The 15873-nt window shown below is 61.3% G+C and carries 20 protein-coding genes; 13 read left to right on the top strand and 7 right to left on the bottom strand.

The genetic code is table 11. The annotated features are described in order from the left end of the window. Nucleotides 1-7 precede the first annotated feature (7 nt). Together purB and AC3WTO_RS04435 are read left to right on the top strand one after the other, a co-directional pair. A complete protein-coding gene (gene purB, locus AC3WTO_RS04440) occupies nt 8-1309 on the top strand; it encodes an adenylosuccinate lyase (protein ID WP_492459465.1) in 1302 nt (433 codons plus the stop codon). A gap of 5 nt (nt 1310-1314) precedes the next feature. Beyond that, complete coding sequence (locus AC3WTO_RS04435; RefSeq protein WP_492459464.1) at nt 1315-2049, top strand: metallophosphoesterase family protein; 735 nt, start codon at nt 1315-1317, stop codon at nt 2047-2049. 5 nt (nt 2050-2054) lie between these two features. Here AC3WTO_RS04435 and AC3WTO_RS04430 read toward each other — a convergent pair whose 3' ends face one another. From AC3WTO_RS04430 to AC3WTO_RS04420, 3 genes are all read right to left on the bottom strand, one after another. Continuing rightward, nucleotides 2055-2345, bottom strand: coding sequence for a putative quinol monooxygenase (locus tag AC3WTO_RS04430; RefSeq protein WP_492459463.1), 291 nt, complete (start codon nt 2343-2345; stop codon nt 2055-2057). A gap of 157 nt (nt 2346-2502) precedes the next feature. After that, nucleotides 2503-2997 (bottom strand): GNAT family N-acetyltransferase, encoded by a 495-nt coding sequence (locus AC3WTO_RS04425; RefSeq protein WP_492460034.1) that lies wholly within the window; start codon nt 2995-2997, stop codon nt 2503-2505. 16 nt (nt 2998-3013) lie between these two features. After that, complete coding sequence (locus AC3WTO_RS04420; protein WP_492459462.1) at nt 3014-3916, bottom strand: VOC family protein; 903 nt, start codon at nt 3914-3916, stop codon at nt 3014-3016. 226 nt (nt 3917-4142) lie between these two features. Here AC3WTO_RS04420 and AC3WTO_RS04415 point away from each other — a divergent pair, with 226 nt between their 5' ends. Then, complete coding sequence (locus AC3WTO_RS04415) at nt 4143-4607, top strand: GNAT family N-acetyltransferase (protein WP_492459461.1); 465 nt, start codon at nt 4143-4145, stop codon at nt 4605-4607. 50 nt (nt 4608-4657) lie between these two features. Further along, on the top strand, nt 4658-5206 hold the full coding sequence (locus AC3WTO_RS04410) for an RBBP9/YdeN family alpha/beta hydrolase (protein ID WP_492459460.1): 549 nt from the start codon (nt 4658-4660) through the stop codon (nt 5204-5206). 42 nt (nt 5207-5248) lie between these two features. On the opposite strand, the gene AC3WTO_RS04405 is transcribed toward AC3WTO_RS04410, so the two are convergent. Continuing rightward, complete coding sequence (locus AC3WTO_RS04405) at nt 5249-6019, bottom strand: HpcH/HpaI aldolase family protein (RefSeq protein ID WP_492459459.1); 771 nt, start codon at nt 6017-6019, stop codon at nt 5249-5251. 206 nt (nt 6020-6225) lie between these two features. Beyond that, nucleotides 6226-6546 carry a DUF1476 domain-containing protein gene (locus tag AC3WTO_RS04400; protein WP_492459458.1) on the bottom strand — a complete coding sequence of 107 codons (321 nt, stop codon included), beginning with the start codon at nt 6544-6546 and terminating at the stop codon, nt 6226-6228. Nucleotides 6547-6829: 283 nt separating this feature from the next. On the opposite strand from AC3WTO_RS04400, the gene purC reads away from it, so the two are divergent. From purC to AC3WTO_RS04380, 4 genes are all read left to right on the top strand, one after another. After that, nucleotides 6830-7618 (top strand): phosphoribosylaminoimidazolesuccinocarboxamide synthase, encoded by a 789-nt coding sequence (gene purC / locus AC3WTO_RS04395; protein WP_492459457.1) that lies wholly within the window; start codon nt 6830-6832, stop codon nt 7616-7618. Between the two features lie 100 nt (nt 7619-7718). Further along, nucleotides 7719-7961: a phosphoribosylformylglycinamidine synthase subunit PurS gene (gene purS, locus AC3WTO_RS04390; protein ID WP_326891478.1), complete on the top strand. Its 243-nt coding sequence runs from the start codon at nt 7719-7721 to the stop codon at nt 7959-7961. Nucleotide 7962: 1 nt separating this feature from the next. Then, nucleotides 7963-8631 carry a phosphoribosylformylglycinamidine synthase subunit PurQ gene (gene purQ, locus AC3WTO_RS04385; RefSeq protein WP_492459455.1) on the top strand — a complete coding sequence of 223 codons (669 nt, stop codon included), beginning with the start codon at nt 7963-7965 and terminating at the stop codon, nt 8629-8631. Between the two features lie 58 nt (nt 8632-8689). After that, nucleotides 8690-9109, top strand: coding sequence for a hypothetical protein (locus AC3WTO_RS04380; protein ID WP_492459454.1), 420 nt, complete (start codon nt 8690-8692; stop codon nt 9107-9109). Nucleotides 9110-9384: 275 nt separating this feature from the next. Here the strand turns inward: AC3WTO_RS04380 and AC3WTO_RS04375 are convergent, their stop codons facing one another. Next, nucleotides 9385-9639 carry a DUF1127 domain-containing protein gene (locus AC3WTO_RS04375; RefSeq protein ID WP_492459452.1) on the bottom strand — a complete coding sequence of 85 codons (255 nt, stop codon included), beginning with the start codon at nt 9637-9639 and terminating at the stop codon, nt 9385-9387. Between the two features lie 90 nt (nt 9640-9729). Between AC3WTO_RS04375 and AC3WTO_RS04370 the strand changes: the two genes are divergently transcribed. After that, nucleotides 9730-11151: an aminotransferase-like domain-containing protein gene (locus AC3WTO_RS04370; RefSeq protein WP_492459451.1), complete on the top strand. Its 1422-nt coding sequence runs from the start codon at nt 9730-9732 to the stop codon at nt 11149-11151. A 9-nt stretch (nt 11152-11160) separates the two neighbouring features. Here the strand turns inward: AC3WTO_RS04370 and AC3WTO_RS04365 are convergent, their stop codons facing one another. Further along, nucleotides 11161-11616 (bottom strand): nuclear transport factor 2 family protein, encoded by a 456-nt coding sequence (locus AC3WTO_RS04365; RefSeq protein ID WP_492459450.1) that lies wholly within the window; start codon nt 11614-11616, stop codon nt 11161-11163. A 168-nt stretch (nt 11617-11784) separates the two neighbouring features. Here AC3WTO_RS04365 and AC3WTO_RS04360 point away from each other — a divergent pair, with 168 nt between their 5' ends. The 4 genes from AC3WTO_RS04360 to AC3WTO_RS04345 all read left to right on the top strand — a co-directional run bounded on the left by AC3WTO_RS04360 (nt 11785) and on the right by AC3WTO_RS04345 (nt 15871). Next, the gene (locus AC3WTO_RS04360; RefSeq protein WP_492459449.1) at nt 11785-12291 is read left to right on the top strand and encodes a winged helix-turn-helix transcriptional regulator; all 507 of its coding nucleotides are present in this window, start codon (nt 11785-11787) and stop codon (nt 12289-12291) included. Between the two features lie 113 nt (nt 12292-12404). Beyond that, a complete protein-coding gene (gene purL, locus AC3WTO_RS04355) occupies nt 12405-14630 on the top strand; it encodes a phosphoribosylformylglycinamidine synthase subunit PurL (RefSeq protein ID WP_492459448.1) in 2226 nt (741 codons plus the stop codon). Between the two features lie 384 nt (nt 14631-15014). Beyond that, nucleotides 15015-15248, top strand: coding sequence for a BolA/IbaG family iron-sulfur metabolism protein (locus AC3WTO_RS04350; RefSeq protein WP_492459447.1), 234 nt, complete (start codon nt 15015-15017; stop codon nt 15246-15248). Beyond that, complete coding sequence (locus AC3WTO_RS04345; protein WP_492459446.1) at nt 15245-15871, top strand: HAD-IA family hydrolase; 627 nt, start codon at nt 15245-15247, stop codon at nt 15869-15871. The genes AC3WTO_RS04350 and AC3WTO_RS04345 overlap by 4 nt, the downstream gene beginning before the upstream one ends. The last annotated feature ends 2 nt before the right edge of the window (nt 15872-15873 follow it).

Below are 15873 nucleotides of genomic sequence, written 5' to 3'. Positions count from 1 at the left end.
CGGACCGATGATCCCACGCTACTCCCGGCCGGAAATGGTCGCCATCTGGTCACCGGAAACGCGTTTCCGCATCTGGTTCGAGATCGAGGCCTACGCTTGCGACGCCCTCGCCGAACTCGGCGTCATTCCGAAGGAAGCAGCCAGGACCATCTGGGAAAAAGGCGGCGCCGCCAAATTCGACGTCGACAAGATCGATGAGATCGAACGCGTCACCAAGCATGACGTGATCGCCTTCCTGACCCACCTTGCCGAGTTCGTCGGCCCGGATTCGCGCTTCATTCACCAGGGCATGACTTCGTCCGACGTGCTCGACACTTGCCTTGCGGTACAGCTCACCCGCGCCAGCGATATTTTGCTGGCCGATCTCGACGCCTTGCTGGCGGCGCTGAAGCGGCGCGCCTTCGAACACAAGGATACCGTCACCATCGGCCGCAGCCATGGCATTCATGCCGAACCGACGACGTTCGGCGTCAAGCTCGCGCAGGCCTATGCCGAATTCAGCCGCTGCCGTGAGCGTCTCGTCCATGCACGCGAGGATATCGCTACCTGTGCGATTTCTGGCGCCATCGGCACCTTCGCCAATATCGACCCCTATGTGGAAGAACACGTCGCCAAGAAGCTCGGCCTGAAGCCCGAACCGGTGTCGACGCAGGTCATCCCACGCGACCGTCACGCCATGTTCTTCGCCACACTCGGGGTCATCGCCTCGTCGGTGGAGCGTCTGGCCACCGAAATCCGCCACCTGCAGCGCACCGAAGTGCTGGAAGCCGAGGAATATTTCTCGCCCGGCCAGAAAGGTTCGTCGGCAATGCCTCACAAGCGCAACCCGGTGCTGACCGAGAACCTCACAGGCCTCGCCCGGCTGGTCCGCGGCATGGCATTGCCAGCCATGGAAAATGTGGCGCTCTGGCACGAACGCGACATCTCGCACTCTTCGGTCGAACGCATGATCGGGCCGGACGCCACCGTGACGCTGGACTTTGCGCTGGCACGCCTTACCGGCGTTATCGACAAGCTGCTTGTCTACCCCGAGAACATGGACAAGAACCTCAACAAGTTCCGCGGCCTGGTCCACTCGCAGCGCGTACTGCTGGCCCTGACGCAAGCCGGCGTCTCCCGCGAGGACGCCTATCGACTTGTCCAGCGCAACGCCATGAAGGTCTGGGAACAAGATGCTGATTTCCTTGAAGAGCTCCTTGCCGACAAGGAAGTGACGGCGGCGCTGTCGGAAGCCGAGATCCGCGAGAAATTCGACCTCGGCTACCACACCAAGCATGTCGATACGATCTTCAAGCGCGTGTTCGGCTAACCCTCATGCGGCTGGCGGTCGTTTCCGATATCCATGGCAATGTGCGGGCGCTGGAGACGGTGCACCGCGAGATCAGGGCGGCGGCGCCTGACCTGATCGTCAATCTTGGTGACTGCCTGTCCGGTCCGCTCTGGCCGGAAGAAACCGCGCAATACCTGGCCGCCGAAGGATGGCCGACGGTTCGCGGCAATCATGACCGCGAGCTCGTCGAGACGCCGGCCGCGGACCTTGGCGAGTCGGATGCTTTTGCCCATCGATATCTGTCCGGGAAATCCCGGGAGTGGATCGCTGCATTGCCGGCCACGATGAGCGTGGGAGCGGACATTTTCCTTTGCCACGGCAGCCCGTCGAGCGATGAGATCTTCCTTTTGGAGGAAGATGGCGGCAACCATTTCTTCCCGTCCACCGAAGGCGCCATCCGCCACAAGCTCGGCAACGTCGCCGCAGGGCTTGTTCTGTGCGGCCATTCGCACACGCCGCGCGTTGTTCAGGCCTCTGAGAGCCAGACCGTTCTCAATCCAGGCAGTGTCGGCGTGCAGGCATTTCCCGGCCTGACTGCCACCGGCAGCCCGCACGCACGCTATGCGATCGCGACACACCGGAACGGCAGATGGTCGTTTGAACTGCGCGCCATCGATTATGACTGGACGGAAGCAGCTCGCCGCGCGCAAACCTGCGGCTTCGCCAATTGGGCGCACGGGCTGGCGACCGGCTTTGCCGCCGACGCCATCGGCAGCTGACGCAATCAGGCAGTGAACGGATCCAGGAGCACGACCGTTCCGTCGCGCGTCTTGTGGGCATTGATCAGTGGCACAAGGCGCTGAAAATGTTCTGTTTCGACATGCGCCCGCAGCGCCGCGCGGTCCGGCCACGCCTCGACGAAGACGAAATGGCCGGGGTCCTTCTGATCGACGAACAGCTCGTAGGAGATGCAAAGCGGTTCCCGTCGCGTCTTCTCGACGAGCTCTGCATAGAGCGGCCGGACGGTTTCGATCGCCTCGGGCTCGATAAAATCGTGAGCGACAACCTTGAGCATGGGGCCATTTCGTCCTGTGGGTGAGGCTGGCTAAAGCAATTCCAGCAAAAGTGCGCGCCGGTTTTGCGTCCGGAATTGCGTACAAACAAAGAGATAGAGCATTGAAGGCGATTTTTCGCCGGAGATGTTCTAGCGGCAGCCGGCCGCAACATCGGCCTCATCCTGCGAAGGCGCGTGCGAATCCGAGAGCGCCAGACGGCGCATGTCCGCGCAGGACGAACCGCTGGACATACTTCGTATCGATGTCCTGATAGGTCAACCGCCCGTCACTGACGAAGCCGGCGCGGCTGTAGACGTCGGGATTGCCGATCAGCGCGCATCCATTGGCGCCACGTTCATCCAGCAGCTTCAGTCCGGCGGCAATCAGCGCCTTGCCGACACCCCGACGTTGCATGCCCGGCTTGACCGCGATCGGACCAAGCCCAAACCAGCCGTCATCGACGCCGTCGATCGTAACTGGCGAAAACGCCACATGGCCAATGATCTCGCCGACCTCTTCAGCCACCAGCGAAATCGTGAGATCACCATCCGCACGCAGCGCCCGGATAATATCCGCCTCGGTGTCGTTGCTGAAGGCCATGGGCTTGAACGCGACCCAGGTAAGCTCATGGATCGCGTCGTGATCAGCTGGCGTTTCGGGCCGGATCAGCATTTCGTACAGGAACTCTTTATGCAGGAATTCCGGGCACTGCACGGATCACCGTACCCCAGGGATCGACATAGGTCGATGGCGCCTTGGCTTCCGAGGAACGCATCTCGACCCATGACAGCCCCGAACGTTCGGCGTCGCGTTTACCGGCGCCCGCGCTCTGCCAGGTGTTGGCGCCGATATGATGGTGATAGCCACCGGACGACAGGAACACCGCCTGCGAACCGTATTTGGTGACCGTGTCGAAGCCGAATTCGGTGTTCCACCAGGCCTCAGCCTGGTTGGGGTCGCCAACCCGCAGATGGACGTGGCCAACCACCGTGTTTTCCGGAGCGCCTTTCCAGCCGGCGTCGCCGGCTGGGACGGAGCCGATCACGCCGGGGATATCCATGCGGATCGTCGCCATTTCGACGGTCGGGCCGTTCCACTTCCAAGTGTCGTGCGGACGATCGGCATAGATCTCGATGCCGTTGCCCTCAGGATCGGTGAGATAAGCAGCCTCCGAGACCAGATGGTCCGAAGCCCCTTCGACCGCGATCTTGTTTTCGATGGCGTGATTGATCCAGCGACCGAGGTCAGCGCGGCTGGGCAGGAGGAATGCGGTGTGGAACAGGCCGGCACTGCGCGGATCGTCCGGCTTGGCCGCCGGATCGCGCTCAAGCACCAGCAACGGGCGATTGGCAACACCCATCGTGATCGTCTCGCCGTCGCGCGCGAGTTCCTGCAGGCCAACGACAGCGCTGTAATAGGCGGCCAGCTTGTCGGCATCGCGGGCTTTCAAACCGACGCGGGCGACGCTGACCGGGGTGGTGGCGGCGAAAGGCAAGGTGCTCATCTTGGTCTCCGAGCGGGCCGCACCGGTAATGGCTGACAGAGCCAGCACGCCGGTTGCGCCCATCATTGTACGCCGCGTCAGTCGCAAAACCCTATCTCCGAAAAAGGCGGCGGTGATTGTCTCCCACCAGATGAGGCATTCCGACTGTTCACACAAGACAGCAAAAATCGAACATGGTGTTCACAGTTTAGCCGAAACCGGCTGGTTCATCGAACCATCCGGATATTCCATTGCACCAGCACGCGATCGCGGCTGACTGGTCTGTCCAGATCCTTTATTGTTTTGCCAACAACTTGAATTGGTTCATCATTCCATGACCGCCATCAATGTGAGACCTGCGCGCGCCGGCGACGGGCAAGCAGTTTTCGATGTGACGCAGGCCTCGGTTCGAGAGCTTGCAAAAAGCCACTATTCCGAAAGTCAAATCGCCGGCTGGATGGGCGACCGCACTGCGCAGACCTACGAGAGGCTGATCGTCGGCGGAAGCATGGTGGTGGCCGAAGATGACGGCAAGATCGTGGGTTTCGTCGACGCCGAGCCCGGCGAAGTAACGCGGCTCTTTCTCCTCGCCGCTGCGGCTGGCTTCGGCCTCGGCAGCAAGCTGCTTGAAATCGGCATCGCCAAGGCGCGGCTCAATCACGAAGGTCCGATCAGGGTTGAAGCCACACTCAATGCCGAGGGTTTCTACGCTCGGCATGGTTTCCGTCCAATAAAACATGGTTTCTTCTCGCACGGCGTTGGCGGCGACCCGATCGGCGTCGTGTTGATGGAACTCTGAGCCTCGGGATCAAGGTTGCGCCAGAAAGGTCTGAACGCTACATCCCCGACATGAAAGTCAAGGACGCCGACATCCTCATCGTACCAGGCTACACCAATTCGGGGCCTGATCACTGGCAGAGCCGCTGGGAGACAAAACTGTCGACCGCACGCCGCGTCGAGCAGGCCGAATGGTCAAAACCCGTGCGCGAGGACTGGACGGCACGCGTCGCCGACGCCGTCAACGAAGCAACCAAGCCGGTCGTTCTGGTTGCGCACTCACTCGGCGTACCGACCGCCATCCAGGCGCTGCCGCTGTGCAAGAAGCCGATCGCCGGCGGTTTCTTCGTGGCTCCGCCGGATGTCGCCAATCCGAAGATCAAGCCCAAGCACCTGATGACCTTCGGCCCCTACCCGCGCGATCCGCTGCCGTTTCCGTCAATGGTGATTGCCAGCCGCAACGACCCGTTCTGTGATTTCGAGGTCGCGGAGGACCTTGCCGGAGCCTGGGGCTCGTTGTTCATCGACGCCGGCGAAACCGGCCATCTCAATTCGGAATCCGGCCACGGGCCGTGGCCGGAAGGTTCGATGACCTTCGCGCATTTCCTGTCGAGATTGTGAGTGAGCAGCGAATAGAGACTCCCCCTATTCGCTACTTGCCTTCTAACCAATCGACGCTTTCACGCTTGCCAGCATCGTCTTGGCGCCAAGGCCGACCAGCGCCTGTTCAGAGCCCATGGCCAGCAAGCGATAGCCCATCTTGACCAGACGGCCGCTGAGGCTGGCATCCAGGACGTAAATCGCCGCGTGCTTACCCGCCTTGCGGCTGCGCTCGGCGATCAGCGCAATCGTTTCCATCATGTCTTCAAGCGTCGAGTCCACGACGGCGCCATTGCTCCAGGCGATCGAGAAATCCGACGGGCCAACAAAAATCCCATCGATGCCGGGGGTTTCGAGAATGCCGTCCAGTGCCGCGAGCGCTGCGCGTGTCTCGACCATGGCAAAAGCCAGTGTGCGCTGGTTGCTCTCCTTCAGCCAGTCGGCCTGCGTGCCCTTGCCGTAGCGCGGTAAGGCATAGGTCGGACCCCAGGAGCGTTCGCCGAGCGGCGGGTATTTCATCGCCGCCGCGAAAGCCTTGGCGTCGGCCACTGAGTTGACCATCGGCGCGATCACGGCTTCGGCACCGAAGTCCAGTGCGCGGCTGGCCATGTCGAAACGGCCGACCGGAATGCGCACCAGTGCTGGCTTGCCGACGGACTGGATCGGCGCGATCGAGCGCAGGACACTGTCCTCGTTGTGACCGCCATGCTGCATGTCGAGCGTCACCGCGTCGAAACCCTGCCTGGCGACAATCTCGACGGTCAACGCATCCGGCACGCCCGACCAGGCGGTGCACAGCGTTTCATCGGCTTCCAGACGGGCTTTCAGGGACATCGGTAATTCCTCTCCAGATCAATTCAAGCAAAAGTGCACAGTGACTTTCGTCCGGAATTACTTAACACATAAAGTAGAAGCGTTTCAGTGAAAACGGAAACGCTCGAGTTGAATCCAGTTTCAGCCGGAAATGACGGAAAAGGCAAAGAAAAACCGCCCGGCGAAACCGGGCGGTCCATTGGTCCAGCCATGCCGGCGCCGGACGATCAGGTGTTCTTGATCTGCTCGATGGCCTGGGCCATCAGTTCGTCCATGGTACGGCGGATCTGGTGATCGGACTGGTCGATGCCGGCGGCATCGAAATCCTTTCGGACCTTGCGGAAGACGTCGTGGTCGCCGGCTTCCTCGATATCCGAAACCACGACTTCCTTGGCATAAGCCTCGGCGTCGGCGCCCGTTTTGCCGAGCTTTTCGGCCGCCCACAGGCCAAGTGCCTTGTTGCGGCGGGCGTTTGCCTTGAAACGCAGTTCCTCGTCGAAGACGAACTTGCGCTCGAAGCCCTCTTCGCGGTCCTTCATGCTGCTCATCGCAAATCCTCCGGTGGAACCGATTCGGTTGGTGGTCGATATATGCGTATCCAGTTTTCTCAAACCAAATGGCTGGCGCGCGGTCAATATGCGATCTTGCCTCGCACTCGCTTGTTGCGTTGCGGCATTTCGGCCCGGAAAGCAGTGATTCAACCGATTTGCCGATTGAGCGATGTCCATGATTGCGGTAGAGACCGCCATTGAGACCATAGACGCGCCAATGTGCCGCGAAAGAAAGGGACCGGTCGTTGCCACCTGCCCTTCAAACCAGAGAAAAAATCCGATGAAGTCACGCCGCCGCATTTATGAAGGCAAGGCCAAGATCCTTTATGAAGGGCCTGAGCCCGGAACGCTGATCCAGTTCTTCAAGGATGACGCGACCGCGTTCAACAAGAAGAAGCACGAGGTGGTCGACGGCAAGGGCGTGCTCAACAACCGCATTTCCGAGCACATCTTCAACCACCTCAACCGCATGGGTATCCCGACCCACTTCATCCGCCGGCTCAACATGCGCGAGCAGCTGATCAAGGAAGTCGAGATCATTCCGCTGGAAGTGGTGGTGCGCAATGTTGCCGCCGGTTCGCTGTCCAAGCGGCTCGGCATCGAGGAGGGCACCGTGCTGCCGCGCTCGATCATCGAGTTCTACTACAAGGCCGACGCGCTGGACGATCCGATGGTGTCGGAAGAGCACATCACGGCCTTCGGCTGGGCAAGCCCGCAGGAAATCGACGACATCATGGCGCTGGCCATCCGCGTCAACGACTTCCTCTCCGGCCTGTTCCTCGGCGTCGGCATCCAGCTCGTCGATTTCAAGATCGAATGCGGCCGCCTGTTCGAAGGCGACATGATGCGCATCGTCGTGGCCGACGAGATTTCGCCCGACTCCTGCCGCCTGTGGGATGTCGCCACCCAGGACAAGCTCGACAAGGACCGCTTCCGCCGGGACATGGGCGGGTTGGTCGAAGCCTATCAGGAAGTGGCGCGCCGTCTTGGCATCATGAACGAGAACGAGCCGCAGCGCCCGACAGGACCGGTTCTGGTCGCCACCGGCCCGAAGGACACCAAGCACTGAGACGACACGCCGCGCCGGCTTCTCTATCGGAAGTCGGCGCATCTGGTTCCTGGAGCCGTTCCGCGGAACCACCCAACGACCACAATGAGGATTGTATAGCGTGATCAAGGCCCGCGTCACCGTAACTCTGAAGAATGGCGTGCTCGACCCGCAGGGCAAGGCGATCGAGCATGCGCTCGGCGGCCTTGGCTTCGACGGCGTCGGTCAGGTTCGTCAGGGCAAGGTGTTCGACATCGAAATCGACGGCACCGACAAGGCCAAGGCAGAGACCGCCCTCAAGGCGATGTGCGACAAGCTGCTGGCCAATACGGTGATCGAGAACTACGCAGTGGAGATTGCCTGACGTGAAAACCGCCGTCGTCCTCCTCCCCGGCCTTAATCGCGACCGCGACATGATCGCAGCGCTGACCAAGATTTCCGGCACCGCGCCTGCAACCGTCTGGCAGACCGACACGGAAATCCCGGATGTCGACCTGATCGCCATTCCCGGCGGCTTCTCCTTCGGTGACTATTTGCGTTGCGGCGCGATCGCCGCGCGATCGCCAGTGATGCGGGCGGTGGCCGAAAAAGCTGCCAAGGGCGTGATGGTGGTGGGCGTATGCAACGGCTTCCAGATTCTGGTCGAGGCGGGCCTTCTGCCCGGGGCGCTGATGCGCAATGCCTCGCTGAAATTCGTCTGCCGTGAGGTCAAGCTGCAGGTCGCGAATGCCAACACGGCCTTCACCCGCGGCTATCAACCCAATCAGATCATCCGCTGCCCGGTCGCGCATCATGACGGCAATTATTTCGCCGATGCCGATACGCTCGCCCGCATCGAGGGCGAAGGTCGGGTGGTATTCCGCTACGCCGGAGACACCAACCCGAACGGTTCGATCAACGACATTGCCGGCATCATCAATGAGAAGGGCAATGTGCTCGGCCTGATGCCGCATCCGGAAAACCTGATCGAAGCGGCGCATGGCGGCGTTGATGGCCGTGCCCTTTTCGAAGGCGCGCTTGGCATCGCGGCCTGAGCCACGTCGCTCTTCCGACACCGACCAGATCTCATCTCGACTTGGGGAAGCCGAAACGATGAATGCAGCAAAGATGGCCGTCCGTTTCGGTTTCGTCGCCCTGGCGGGCCTCGCGCTGGTCGCCTGCCAGTCGAAGTCCTACAATTCCGCACCGAGCGGCGGCGGCAAGAGCGCGTCGCTGCGCGCCATGGAACAGGTGGCGATCGCCGCGCACAAATGCTGGATCGCATCCAAGGACCCTGCGTTCAAATCCTACCAGATGGCCAATGAGCTCAACAATTTCGGCGGCACTCCACGCTTCCTGCTGGTGCCGGCCAAGCACTACGGCGGCAAGCCGCTTTTGGTGGTGCAAGCGCGCGGCGCTTCCAGCCGTGTCGAAGTGTTCGGCCCGCTGATGAGCGACCCGCTCTCCGGCCGCATCGGCTCCGACATCGCGCGCTGGCAGACCGGCAACAGCGACTGCGGCGCCAAGGCCTGATACCAGAGCGCCGCTCTTCCGAAGGATCGGGCAGAACTTTGCCCGATCAGGCTGCTTTCATTTCGCCGTTGTACGCCGCGGCATGCCGAGTTCGGCAAGCTCCACATCGCCGAGTTCCATCAGACCTCGACGGGTAAGCTGATGTCGCGGCAATGCCTTCCAGTTGCGCGCGAGCCTGTCGACCCACCTGGCCAAGGGCGATCGCACCGTAAATATCGGCGCCGGATATCGTTTCTTTCGTTCCATCATATTCGCCTTCAACCGGAACCGGCGGCTCAATCGAAGAAGGAACGCATTCCTTCGCGATAGGCGTCGGAACGGGTGACCCCGATGTCTTTCAATTGCTCGTCGGTCATCTCCAAAAGGACCAGGCGGCTGCGACGGCGCTCCAGCGCCCTCCCCAGCCAGGTCGGCGATGAGGTCACAATCACCGTCAAGCGACGGCAAAAACCCGAGAAGCCCGACGGCTGCTCGACCTTGATGACCGAAGACGATTGTCTCCGATAAATTGTCTCTATTGCACTTGCCATAGCAGCACCATTGTCACAATTACCGCTACAATCGCGGTGCAATGCATATGTATTGACTCTTTCATTGATACAATATACTAAATTGTCACCATGACAAATTGGCTCCCCGACCTTTCTTCCGGCACCGGCCCGCTCTATCAGCGGCTGGCCGACCGCATCGAGGCCGATATCGACCGCGGTGTTCTCGGCGCTGGCACGAAACTGCCGCCGCAGCGCGACCTCGCCTATGACATCGGCGCAACGGTCGGCACGATCGGCCGCGCCTATCAATTGCTGCGCGAGCGCGGGCTGGTCAGCGGCGAAGTCGGCCGCGGCACTTATGTGCTCAAGCGGCATTCCGACAGTACCCAGCCAGACGATGCCATTCCGCTGCCTGCTCATCCGGAAGGAACCCGCCTTGCCATAGCGCCGGCAGGCAAGTTGCGCCTCGACAGCACGGCCGCACCCGACACCGGCCAGGGCGGCGTGATCACCGATCTCCTGACGCAGATCACACGCGACCATGCCTATGAGATCGCCAGCTACACGCGTGATTTCCCACAGCGCTGGATGGATGCCGGCAGCCTCTGGCTTGCCCGCAACGGCTTTCGCCCTGCCCCTGACAGCATCGTACCGACGCTCGGTACGCATGCGGCAGTCATGGCCTCAATCGCTGCGCTGACCGCACCTGGCGACTATATAGCCTTCGAACACCTCACCTATTCGCAGGTGTCGCGTAGCGCAGGACTGGTCGGGCGGCGCATTGCGCTGGTCGGCTCCGATGCCGAGGGCATTGATCCGGAGGATTTCGAGCGCGTCTGCGCCCAGAAGCACCCCAGGATGATGTTCCTGATGCCGACCGTGCAGAACCCCACGCTGGCAACGATCGATGCCGGCCGCCGCCGCGACATCGCGCTGATCGCGCGCGAATACAATGTGCTGCTGGTCGAAGACGATCTCTATGGCGGCCTGACCGACGACAAGACACCGCTGCTGGCTGAATTCGCACCGGAGCGCACAATCGTTGCCAGCGGTCTGTCCAAATCGGTATCCGCAGGGGTTCGTGGCGGTTGGCTGTCGTGCCCACCCGCCTATCGACACCGCATTCAGGTGGCACACAAGATGCTGACCGGCGGCATGCCCTTCCTGCTCGCTGAAGTTGGTTCGAGACTGGTGCTTTCAGGCAAGGCGCATGAAATTCGCCGTAACAGCATTGCCGAAATCAACGCCCGCATCGCCATCGTGCGTGAGAAGCTCGCCGGCTTTGCCTTCCAGGCTCGGGACAATGTGCCTTTCGTCTGGCTCACTTTGCCGGACCCATGGCTTTCCGGCACGTTCAAGAATGCATCGTTCGAAAACGGTGTATTGCTGGACGACGAGGACGAGTTCAAGGCAGGCCGATCGGAACAGGTCTTCCATGCCGTGCGTTTTGGTATTTCGGCGCCAGGCCCGCGCGCCGACGTCGCGCGCGGCGTGGAAATCATCCGCCGGCTGCTGGAAGAAGGCCGCGCCGGTTACGATTCCTTCGGCTGAAGCACAGGCTTAATCCGTGATCGGCGCAGCCCGTGCTTCTTTGTTGCCGGCGGCAGCCAGGCGATCCAGCGTCGCTACCAGCCCTGCCGTATCGGGGCAGATCTGCAGGGACGTCATCTTGCCCCAGGCCAGATGCACGGCGTGAATGCCGCGATTGTGGGTGCGCACCCCATCCGTGCCGCTGTTGGTTTCCCGCCAGGTCACGATGGCCAGCGTATTCCAGGGCGGCCCGCTGACGTCGATCCGATCCAGGTCGAAATGCAGATCCGGCAGCAACCGGTAGAGGCGTTCGTACCACTCCTTCGTCTTGGACAAGGACGTGCGCACACCGGAAAGCGCATGTCCCTCACCAAGGAAACTGTGTTCGAAACGCGTTGCAAAGCCTGCCAGCACAGGACCGGCATCACCCTTGTTCACACTGTCGAACAAGGAGCGTATCCGTGCCCGGACAATCGCGTGGTACATGCTGCCCTCCAAGATCCTTTCCTTTCAGCGGAAAAGAAAAACACCTATCTCTTTGTTTTTACATAGTTTCTGGCGCAAGTCCGTTGCGCACCTTTGTTGAGATTACCATAGTTCAATGATTGAACTTACTGCCTTGAGTTCAATCAAGCAACTCACTAGGCTCCGCTCATGAAGAAAGTCAGCTTTGGCGAAATGCGCTGTTCCCTGGCGCGATCCCTGGAGATCATCGGCGACTGGTGGTCCCCCCTCATCATTCGAGACGTCTATCTCGGCCTGACGCGCTTCGATGATATCGCTCTCAATCTCGGCATTTCACGCAATCTGCTAACGCTTCGGCTTCGGCATCTGGTCGAGAGCGGCGCCCTGAAACGCTCCGCCTATCAGGGAAGGCCCGTGCGGTTCGACTATCAGCTCACACAGGCCGGAGAAGAGCTTGTCCCGATCATCCTTGCCTTGACGGTATGGGGTGATCGCTGGGCGCAACCGCAGGAAGGTCAGCCGATCCAGTTCCGGCACAAGACATGCGGTTGCGCGCTCACCCCGAAAATCACCTGTTCCGCATGCGGCGAAGAGCTGGACGCATCCGGTGTCCGCGCCCTGCCCGGCCCTGGCGGCGCCGCGCGGCCGGGGACGATGGTGCTGGCAAAACGCCTTGCACAGGCCGCCAAGGCGTAATTGGCGGCAAACTGACTGTGACATGCGGCCATTTTTCTGAAATCGGCAGTGTCGCAGCGCCGACTGTTCGGCTATAGGGGCCCCAACACGCTCTCGGAGTTGCCCGCTGCACCATGACCATCTCCAACACCGTGAAGATCACGCCGGAACTGATTGCCTCTCACGGGCTGAAGCCTGACGAATATCAGCGCATTCTCGAGCTGGTCGGGCGTGAACCGACCTTTACCGAGCTCGGTATCTTCTCGGCGATGTGGAACGAGCACTGCTCGTACAAATCCTCCAAGAAATGGCTGCGCACCTTGCCGACGAAAGGCCCTCGGGTCATTCAAGGCCCCGGCGAGAATGCCGGCGTGGTCGATATCGGCGACGGCGATGTCGTGGTCTTCAAGATGGAGAGCCACAACCACCCCTCCTTCATCGAGCCCTATCAGGGCGCGGCCACCGGTGTCGGCGGTATCCTGCGCGATGTCTTCACCATGGGCGCACGACCGGTTGCGGCGATGAATGCACTGCGCTTCGGCGCGCCTGACCACCCCAAGACCCGCCACCTGGTGGCCGGCGTGGTTGCCGGGGTCGGTGGCTACGGCAATTCCTTCGGCGTTCCGACAGTCGGCGGCGAGGTCAATTTCGACGCCCGCTACAACGGCAATATCCTGGTCAACGCCTTCGCAGCCGGTCTCGCCAAGGCCGACGGCATCTTCCTGTCGCAGGCCAAGGGCGTCGGCCTTCCAGTCGTCTATCTCGGCGCGAAGACCGGCCGCGACGGCGTCGGCGGTGCGACCATGGCCTCCGCCGAATTCGACGACAAGATCGACGAGAAGCGCCCGACCGTGCAAGTCGGCGACCCCTTCACCGAAAAGTGCCTGCTGGAAGCCTGCCTGGAACTGATGGCATCTGGCGCCGTCATCGCCATTCAGGACATGGGTGCCGCCGGCCTCACCTGCTCGGCCGTCGAGATGGGCGCAAAGGGAGATCTCGGCATCGAGCTCGAACTCGACAAGGTGCCTGTGCGCGAAGAGCGCATGAGTGCTTATGAAATGATGCTCTCCGAGAGCCAGGAGCGCATGCTTATGGTGCTGCGTCCTGAAAAGGAACAGGAAGCCGAGGCGATCTTCCGCAAATGGGGGCTCGACTTCGCCATCGTTGGCAAGACCACCGACGACCTGCGCTTCCGCGTCCTGCATCAGGGCGAGGAAGTCGCGAACCTGCCGATCAAGGAATTGGGCGACCAGGCTCCCGAATACGACCGCCCATGGGTGGAGCCGGCCAAGCGCGCACCGCTGGCGGCCAATGATATTCCGCAAGCCGATGTGGCCGATGCACTGCTCAAGATGCTCGGCGGTCCCGACCTCTCCTCGCGCCGCTGGGTGTGGGAGCAGTACGATACGCTGATCCAGGGCAACTCGCTGCAGATCCCGGGCGGCGATGCCGGCGTTGTGCGTGTCGACGGCCACGCCACCAAGGCGCTCGCCTTCTCGTCCGACGTGACACCACGCTATTGTGAGGCCGATCCCTATGAGGGAGGCAAACAGGCGGTGGCGGAATGCTGGCGCAATCTGACCGCGACGGGCTCGTTGCCGCTCGCGGCCACCGACAACCTCAATTTCGGCAATCCCGAACGCCCCGAGATCATGGGGCAGTTCGCCAAGGCAGTGACCGGCATCGGTGATGCCTGCCGCGCGCTCGACTTCCCGATCGTTTCGGGCAACGTCTCGCTCTACAACGAAACCAACGGCCAGGGCATCCTGCCGACGCCGACCATCGGTGGCGTCGGCCTGATCGACGACTGGTCGAAGATGGCCAAGGTGGGCTTCGCCGGCGAAGGCGAAGTCATCCTGCTCATCGGCGGCCCCGCCGGTTGGGGCAGCCACCTCGCCCAGTCGATCTACATGCGCGACATCCACAACCGCAGCGACGGTCCGCCGCCGCCAGTCGATCTCGCACATGAGAAGAAGGTCGGAGATTTCGTGCGCAAGCTGATCCGCAGCGGGGCGGCAACCGCCGTGCACGACCTGTCGGATGGCGGCCTTGCAGTGGGCCTTGCCGAAATGGCGATGGCATCCGGCATCGGCGCGACCGTACCCGGCCTGAGCGATGCCAATCCGATCCCGGTCTTCTTCGGTGAAGACCAGGGCCGCTATCTTGTCACGGTGAAGTTCGCCGGACAGTCGGAAGAGTTGCAGGCGCTGTGGAACGAGGCCAAGGCCCTCGGCATCTTCGCGCCATGGATCGGCAACACCGGCGGCAGTGAATTGAAACTTGGTGCCGCGCGCGCCATATCAATCAAAGACTTGAAAGCGGCGCACGAATCCTGGTTTCCTCGCTTCATGGATGCCTAGGACGCGTGAGCAAATGACGAATCGGCAGCTGACGCGGCGGCAAATCGAAAATGGCGGAGTTCCTGATCAACCTGATCGCGGCCTGTCTTACGGATTTAGTCTGCAGGATTCTACGAAACACGGCGAGAGCGGCAGGCTGGCGGCCCGTTGAAAGTATAACGCACCTGACGAGATCACTTTCGATCTCGCTTTTTCCCGGCGTCGGTTTGAATGGGTCTCGATCCACGGGGAGTAGACAGCGGTTTTCCGACCAACGATATTCAGCCTTGTGGCCACGCAAATCCCGATCAGCGGTTGGTTTGAGATCAACACTGGTGAATTGACCGAAGCTCACGAATCCTGGTTTCCTCGCGTCATGGGGAACTGAAGAAGAAGGAACGTCCCATGGCTATGGACTCCCGCGACATCGAACGGCTGATCAAGGAAGGCATTCCGGACGCCAAGGTGACGATCCGCGATCTCGCCGGCGACGGCGACCATTATGCGGCAGAAGTCGTGGCCGAGAGCTTCCGTGGGAAGAACCGCGTGCAGCAGCACCAGATGGTTTACGATGCGCTGAAGGGCAACATGGGCGGCGTCCTGCATGCCCTCGCCCTGCAGACCAGCATACCAGAGTGACGCGGGCCGTCTTCTTCGATGTTGACGGCGTCCTGATCCACAGTCTTTTCCACCCTGACCCGGCGCGCCGCAGACGTTGGGATCAGCATCTCCTGGAAGATCTGGGAGTGGCCCGGGAGGATATTGCGCCTCTCTTCGGAGCGGAATTCGATGATGTGATCGAAGGCCGGATTTCACTCGTCAACAAACTCGACGCGTTCCTGCCTACGATTGGCTTTCGCGGTTCCTCGCTTGATTTCCTGACCTATTGGCTGACACGCGACGTCAGCCTGAACCTGCCGCTTCTCGATCTGATCAAGAGGCTGCGCCGTTCCGGCGACACGCGGCTGTTCATCGCCACGAACCAGGAACACATCCGGGCTTTCCACCTGTGGAGCGAGGTCGGATTGCGACACCACTTCGACGAGATGTTCTACGCCGCGCGCTTCGGCGTCGGCAAAAACAGCGCCCATTTCTACGAAAACGTCGAGCGACTGATCGGACAACAAGCCCAGCCGCCACTGTTCTTCGACGATTCCGCCAAGGTTATCGCGACCGCGCGGCAGCATGGCTGGGAGGCTGTGCTCTATCATGAGCTCGACGATTTCGCGCGCCATCCCTGGATTGCGCCGCGGCTTGCCTGATC

Source organism: Mesorhizobium sp. EU05-FHT14A09 (assembly GCF_058790995.1).
The sequence above is the reverse complement of the archived record's forward strand: the minus strand, read 5'-3'. Positions and strand labels throughout refer to the sequence as shown.

What these genes read in the sequence shown, in the direction of transcription:
- AC3WTO_RS04375 (WP_492459452.1), bottom strand. Translation starts at nt 9,639, where the DNA reads ATGGCAAGTGCAATAGAGACAATTTATCGGAGACAATCGTCTTCGGTC.
- AC3WTO_RS04370 (WP_492459451.1), top strand. Translation starts at nt 9,730, where the DNA reads ATGACAAATTGGCTCCCCGACCTTTCTTCCGGCACCGGCCCGCTCTAT.
- purL (WP_492459448.1), top strand. Translation starts at nt 12,405, where the DNA reads ATGACCATCTCCAACACCGTGAAGATCACGCCGGAACTGATTGCCTCT.
- AC3WTO_RS04430 (WP_492459463.1), bottom strand. Translation starts at nt 2,345, where the DNA reads ATGCTCAAGGTTGTCGCTCACGATTTTATCGAGCCCGAGGCGATCGAA.
- purC (WP_492459457.1), top strand. Translation starts at nt 6,830, where the DNA reads ATGAAGTCACGCCGCCGCATTTATGAAGGCAAGGCCAAGATCCTTTAT.
- AC3WTO_RS04360 (WP_492459449.1), top strand. Translation starts at nt 11,785, where the DNA reads ATGAAGAAAGTCAGCTTTGGCGAAATGCGCTGTTCCCTGGCGCGATCC.
- AC3WTO_RS04415 (WP_492459461.1), top strand. Translation starts at nt 4,143, where the DNA reads ATGACCGCCATCAATGTGAGACCTGCGCGCGCCGGCGACGGGCAAGCA.
- AC3WTO_RS04435 (WP_492459464.1), top strand. Translation starts at nt 1,315, where the DNA reads ATGCGGCTGGCGGTCGTTTCCGATATCCATGGCAATGTGCGGGCGCTG.
- AC3WTO_RS04405 (WP_492459459.1), bottom strand. Translation starts at nt 6,019, where the DNA reads ATGTCCCTGAAAGCCCGTCTGGAAGCCGATGAAACGCTGTGCACCGCC.
- AC3WTO_RS04380 (WP_492459454.1), top strand. Translation starts at nt 8,690, where the DNA reads ATGAATGCAGCAAAGATGGCCGTCCGTTTCGGTTTCGTCGCCCTGGCG.
- AC3WTO_RS04365 (WP_492459450.1), bottom strand. Translation starts at nt 11,616, where the DNA reads ATGTACCACGCGATTGTCCGGGCACGGATACGCTCCTTGTTCGACAGT.
- AC3WTO_RS04400 (WP_492459458.1), bottom strand. Translation starts at nt 6,546, where the DNA reads ATGAGCAGCATGAAGGACCGCGAAGAGGGCTTCGAGCGCAAGTTCGTC.
- AC3WTO_RS04425 (WP_492460034.1), bottom strand. Translation starts at nt 2,997, where the DNA reads ATGCTGATCCGGCCCGAAACGCCAGCTGATCACGACGCGATCCATGAG.
- AC3WTO_RS04350 (WP_492459447.1), top strand. Translation starts at nt 15,015, where the DNA reads ATGGCTATGGACTCCCGCGACATCGAACGGCTGATCAAGGAAGGCATT.
- purB (WP_492459465.1), top strand. Translation starts at nt 8, where the DNA reads ATGATCCCACGCTACTCCCGGCCGGAAATGGTCGCCATCTGGTCACCG.
- AC3WTO_RS04410 (WP_492459460.1), top strand. Translation starts at nt 4,658, where the DNA reads ATGAAAGTCAAGGACGCCGACATCCTCATCGTACCAGGCTACACCAAT.